The sequence below is a fragment of the Hydrogenophaga sp. genome (genome assembly GCF_035481345.1).
In the GTDB taxonomy this organism is placed as follows: Bacteria; Pseudomonadota; Gammaproteobacteria; order Burkholderiales; family Burkholderiaceae_C; genus Hydrogenophaga.
The window spans coordinates 1-4,866 of record NZ_DATIGV010000075.1 but is presented as its reverse complement, the minus strand read 5'-3'; the positions used below and the strand labels follow the sequence as shown (position 1 = coordinate 4,866).

General features: G+C 70.8%; 5 protein-coding genes. 3 read left to right on the top strand and 2 right to left on the bottom strand.

Annotation, left to right across the window (positions count from 1 at the left end):
• Nucleotides 1-216 precede the first annotated feature (216 nt).
• From VLG41_RS07445 to VLG41_RS07435, 3 genes are all read left to right on the top strand, one after another.
• Nucleotides 217-945: an ABC transporter permease gene (locus VLG41_RS07445; protein WP_325348761.1), complete on the top strand. Its 729-nt coding sequence runs from the start codon at nt 217-219 to the stop codon at nt 943-945.
• Between the two features lie 82 nt (nt 946-1,027).
• On the top strand, nt 1,028-1,780 hold the full coding sequence (locus VLG41_RS07440) for an ATP-binding cassette domain-containing protein (protein WP_325348760.1): 753 nt from the start codon (nt 1,028-1,030) through the stop codon (nt 1,778-1,780).
• Nucleotides 1,777-2,577: an extracellular solute-binding protein gene (locus VLG41_RS07435; RefSeq protein ID WP_325348759.1), complete on the top strand. Its 801-nt coding sequence runs from the start codon at nt 1,777-1,779 to the stop codon at nt 2,575-2,577. Before VLG41_RS07440 ends, VLG41_RS07435 begins: the two co-directional genes overlap by 4 nt.
• A 13-nt stretch (nt 2,578-2,590) precedes the next feature.
• Here VLG41_RS07435 and VLG41_RS07430 read toward each other — a convergent pair whose 3' ends face one another.
• Nucleotides 2,591-4,321, bottom strand: coding sequence for a SulP family inorganic anion transporter (locus tag VLG41_RS07430; protein WP_325348758.1), 1,731 nt, complete (start codon nt 4,319-4,321; stop codon nt 2,591-2,593).
• A gap of 22 nt (nt 4,322-4,343) precedes the next feature.
• On the bottom strand, nt 4,344-4,763 hold the full coding sequence (locus VLG41_RS07425; protein ID WP_325348757.1) for a TIGR01244 family sulfur transferase: 420 nt from the start codon (nt 4,761-4,763) through the stop codon (nt 4,344-4,346).
• Between the last annotated feature and the right edge of the window lie 103 nt (nt 4,764-4,866).

Genomic DNA, 4,866 nt, shown 5'->3' with positions numbered 1-4,866 from the left:
AGCCCGAGGCCTTGACGGCGTGCAGCACGTCCATCATGGGGTTGCGCAGCAGCGCCGATCCCTCGCCGGCGGCGCGTTCGCGCGTGCTCAGTTGGTACGCCAGCTCGATTCGTCGCATGGGCGCCGAGTGTGCATCAAGGCGGCCTATGCACAAGGGTTCATACCGCGTCAGTACGTAGCGCCGGTGAGGCCCGTCGTCGGTAAGCTCGCCAACATATGAACACCTTCACCGACAGCGTCTCCACCGCGATCGGGCTGGTCCTGTCCGGCGACGCGGACCTGTGGTCGATCGTATGGCGCTCGCTGGCGGTCAGCGTCACGGCCACCTGCATCGCCTACGCGCTGGGGCTGTGGCTGGGCGCCTGGCTCGCGGCCGCGCGCTTCGCGGGGCGCGGCGCGGTGCTCACGCTGCTCAACACGGCGCTGGCCGTGCCGGCGGTGGTGGTGGGTCTGGTGGTGTATCTGCTGCTCTCGCGCTCGGGCCCGCTGGGCTTTCTGGGCTGGCTGTTCCAGTTCGAGGCCATGGTGATGGCCCAGGCCGTGCTGGTGCTGCCGCTGGTGACGGCGCTGGTGCGCCAGACCGTGCAGGACGCGGACCTCAGCCATGGCGAGCAGTTGCGCTCGATGGGCGCGGGCACCCTGATGCGAAGCCTGCTGCTGGCCTGGGACGAGCGCTATGCGCTGCTCACGGTGTTCATCACGGCCTTCGGCCGCGCCATCGCCGAAGTGGGCACCGTGATGATCGTGGGCGGCAACATCGATGGTTTTACGCGCGTGATGACCACCGCCATCGCGCTGGAGACCAGCAAGGGCGACCTTCCGCTGGCCCTGGGCCTGGGCGTGGTGCTGCTGGCGGTGGTGCTGGTGCTCAACGCGCTGGTGTCGCTGGTTCGTCGCTGGCGCGAGCGCGCCGATGGCCTGGTGCCTGTGGGGGCGGGCATATGAGCCCCCACGCTGCGCCGCTGCGCGGGTCGCTGCCCCCCGAGGGGGCTGATCCGGCTTGGGGCGGCCCTGCGCCGGATCGCGCATGAGCGGTGTGCCGCCCAGGGCCATGGTCGAACCGTGCTTCGAACTGCGCGGCGCCCAGGTGCGCCTGGGCCCGGCACCGCGCGCGCCCGCGCTGGATGGCGTGAACCTGCGCGTCCTGCCCGGCGAGCGCGTGGCTTTCATCGGCGCCAATGGCAGTGGCAAGAGCACGCTGCTGCGCACCCTGCACGGGTTGTTGCCGCTCACCGCCGGCACGCTGCACACGCCGCGCCAGCAGCGCCTGGCCATGCTGTTCCAGCGCCCGCACATGCTGCGCATCCGCGCCCTGTACAACGTGGCGCTGGGCCTGTGGCTGCAGGGCCGGCGCTGGGGCGAGGCGCGCGCGCTGGCGCTCACCGCGCTGCAGCGCGTGGGCCTGGCCGATCTGGCCCAGCGCAACGGCCGCGCGCTGTCGGGCGGGCAGCAGCAGCGCCTGGCGCTGGCGCGCGCCTGGGCGCTGCAGCCCGACATCTGGCTGCTCGACGAGCCCACCGCCAGCCTGGACCCGCACGCCAAGCGCGAAGTGGAGCAGCTCATTGCCGAGTTCACGTCCGCGCCCGCGAACGGCCAGCCCACCACGCTGGTGTTCGCCAGCCACAACCTCGGCCAGGTCAAGCGCCTGGCCAGCCGCGTCGTCTACCTGGAGCAGGGCCGCGTGCTCGCCGACCTGCCCGTGCACGAGTTTTTCAACGCCGACCTGTTGCGGGCCGTTTGCCCGCACGCCCACCTGTTCGTTCAAGGAGAAAGCTGGTGAAACCCTTCCGTTGCGTCGTCACCCTGGCCGCGGGCCTGCTCATCGGCACCGCCGCGCTCGCGCAGAGCATCGTCGTGGCCTCGACCACGTCCACCGAGCAGTCCGGCCTGTTCGGCGCCATCCTGCCGCAGTTCAAGCAGGCCACCGGCATCGACGTGAAGGTGGTGGCACTGGGCACGGGCCAGGCCATCGACATGGCGCGCCGCGGCGACGCCGACGTGCTGTTCGTCCACGACAAGGTGGCCGAGGAGAAGTTCGTGGCCGACGGCTTCTCCGCCAGGCGCCAGGAGGTCATGTACAACGACTTCGTTCTCGTGGGCCCCAAGGCCGACCCGGTGAAGACCGCTGGCAAGGACATCGTGGCCGCGCTGAAGAAGGTGGCGGCCGCCAACGCGCCTTTCATCTCGCGCGGCGACAAGAGCGGCACGCACGCGGCCGAGTTGCGCTTCTGGAAGATGGCCGGCCTGGACGCCAAAGGCACCGGCTACAAGGAATGCGGCTGCGGCATGGGCCCGGCGCTCAACATCGCCTCGGGCAGCAGCGGTTATGCGCTCACCGATCGCGGCACCTGGCTCAACTTCAAGAACCGCGGCGACCTGACGGTGCTGGTGCAAGGCGACCAGCGCCTGTTCAACCAGTACGGCGTGATGCTGGTGAGCGCGGCAAAACACCCGCAGGTGAAGACGGCCGAGGGCCAGAAGTTCGTGGACTGGGTCACCGGCCCGGCGGGGCAAGCGGCGATCGCCGCCTACAAGATCGGCGGCGAGCAGTTGTTCTTTCCGAACGCCGCCAAGTGAGCCATCGCCGGTTTCAGGCGGCTTCCTGCACGAGTGAGGTGGCCGCCTGGTGGTGCGTCAGGAACACACGCCCGCTCAGGCGCTGAAGGAAATCGCTGCGCTGCAGCCGGTCCATCACCGGGCCCTTCACCTCCGACAGGTGCAGTTGCACGCCCGCGTCGCGCAGGCGCTGGTCGATGGCCTCCAGACTGTCGAGCGCGCTGGCGTCGATGTCGTTGATGGCCGAGCACTGCAGCACCACGTGGCGCAGCTCGGGGCGCAGGGCCACGGCGGCGTTGATGCGGTCTTCGAGCGCGCGCGCGTTGGCGAAGTACAGGCTTTCGTCCATGCGCAGGGCCAGCACCTGTGGATGCGTGATGACCTGGTGGCGCAGCACGTTGCGGTAGTGCTCGGTGCCGGGCACCTGGCCCACCTCGGCGATGTGCGGCTGGCTGGTGCGCCACAGATGCAGGACCAGCGACAGGCCCATCCCGGCCACCAGCCCGCTTTCCACGCCCACCGCCAGCGTCACCAGCAGCGTGGCGAGCACGGCGGTGAAGTCTGCCCGGGAGTAGACCCAGGTGCGCCGCAGGATGCCGAAGTCCACCAGCGAGAGCACGGCCACCACGATGGTGGCGGCCAGCGTGGCCTGCGGCAGGTGGAAGAGGGCGGGCGTGAGCAGCAGCGAGGCCAGCAGAATGCCCACCGCCGTGTACACGCCGGCCGCGGGCGTTTGTGCCCCGGCGTCGAAGTTCACCACCGAGCGCGCGAAGCCGCCCGTGACCGGGAAGCCGCCCGTGAACGCGGCCGAGAGGTTGCTGCCGCCCAGGGCCACGAGTTCCTGATCCGGCTCGATGCGCTGGCGCCGCTTGGCCGCCAGCGTCTGGCCCACGGACACCGATTCGACGAAACCGACCACGCTGATGAGCAGCGCCGGCACCAGCAGGGACTGCCAGAGCGCAAGGTCCCACAGCGGTTGCGTGAGTGGCGGCAAGCCCTGTGGCACCGCGCCCACCAGCTTGACGCCGCGCGCGCCGCCGTCCACCGCCCAGGTGAACAGCGTGGCGCCCACGATGGCGGCCACCGGCCCGGCCTTGGCGCCGAGTTCGGCCGCGCGCGGCGGCACACCCAGGCGGCGCAGCAGCGGCTGCAGGCCGCGCCGCACCCAGAACAGGAAGGCCAGGCTGGCCACGCCAATGCCCAGCGTGAGCCCGTGCACCTGGCCACGCTGCGCCCACAAGGCGGTCAGCATCTCCAGCAGGTTGTGCCCGCCCGCCGACACGCCCAAGAGCGTCTTGAGCTGACTGGCCGCGATCAGGATGCCCGACGCCGTGATGAAGCCCGCGATGACCGGGTGGCTGAGGAAGTGCGCGAGAAAGCCCAGGCGCAACAGGCCCATGGCGAGCAGGATGAGCCCCGACAGGAAGGCCAGCGTGATGGCCACCGCCAGGTAGTGCGGGCCGCCCGCCGCGGCGTGTTCGCCCACGGCCGCGGCCGTCATCAGCGACACCACGGCCACCGGCCCCACCGCCAGCACGCGGCTGGTGCCCAGCAAGGCGTAGACCAGCAGCGGGGCCACGCTGGCGTACAGGCCCACCTCGGGCGGCAGGCCCGCCAGCTGCGCGTAGGCCAGGCTCTGCGGGATCAGCATGAGCGTGACGATGACCGCCGCCACGGCGTCGCGCAGCAGGGTGTCGCGGTCGTACTCGCGGGCCCAGCTCAGCACGGGCAGGTCGGGCCACCAGTGGCGCTTGGGCAGGTTCATGGCGCGGCTCGCGAGGTGAGGATCAGCCCTGGGCCGCGGCCGGTGGTGGCATGCGGCTCAGGTCATAGCCCGCGGCGGCCGCGATCTGCAGCACCTCGGACCAAGGGCGTTGGCCGGCCTGCGACAGCGCCCAGAGCTGGGTGCTGCGCGTGCCGCTGCGGCAATAGGCCAGTACCGGGCCATCGGCTTGCGCAAGCGCTTCGCCGAAGGCGCGGCCTTGCGCTTCGTTCACCTGGCCGGTGACGGCCGGCAGGAACACGAAACGCATGCCCGCCGCTTGCGCGGCGCGCGCCATGGTGTCCTTGTCCGGCTGGCCCGGCTGCTCGCCATCGGGGCGGTTGCAGATCAGCGTGGTGAAGCCGGCCGCGGCGGCCGCCGGCAAGTCCTCGGGCGCGATCTGCGGTGCGACGGACAGGGTGGGGGTGAGGCGTCTGAGGTCCATGGTGCTCCTTCAAGTCGTTCGGGTCTTCGCGCCGAGGCGCTCCAGCGATTCGAACACGGCCATGCCCATGAGCATGGCCAGCACGAAGACAAGACCCTTGGTT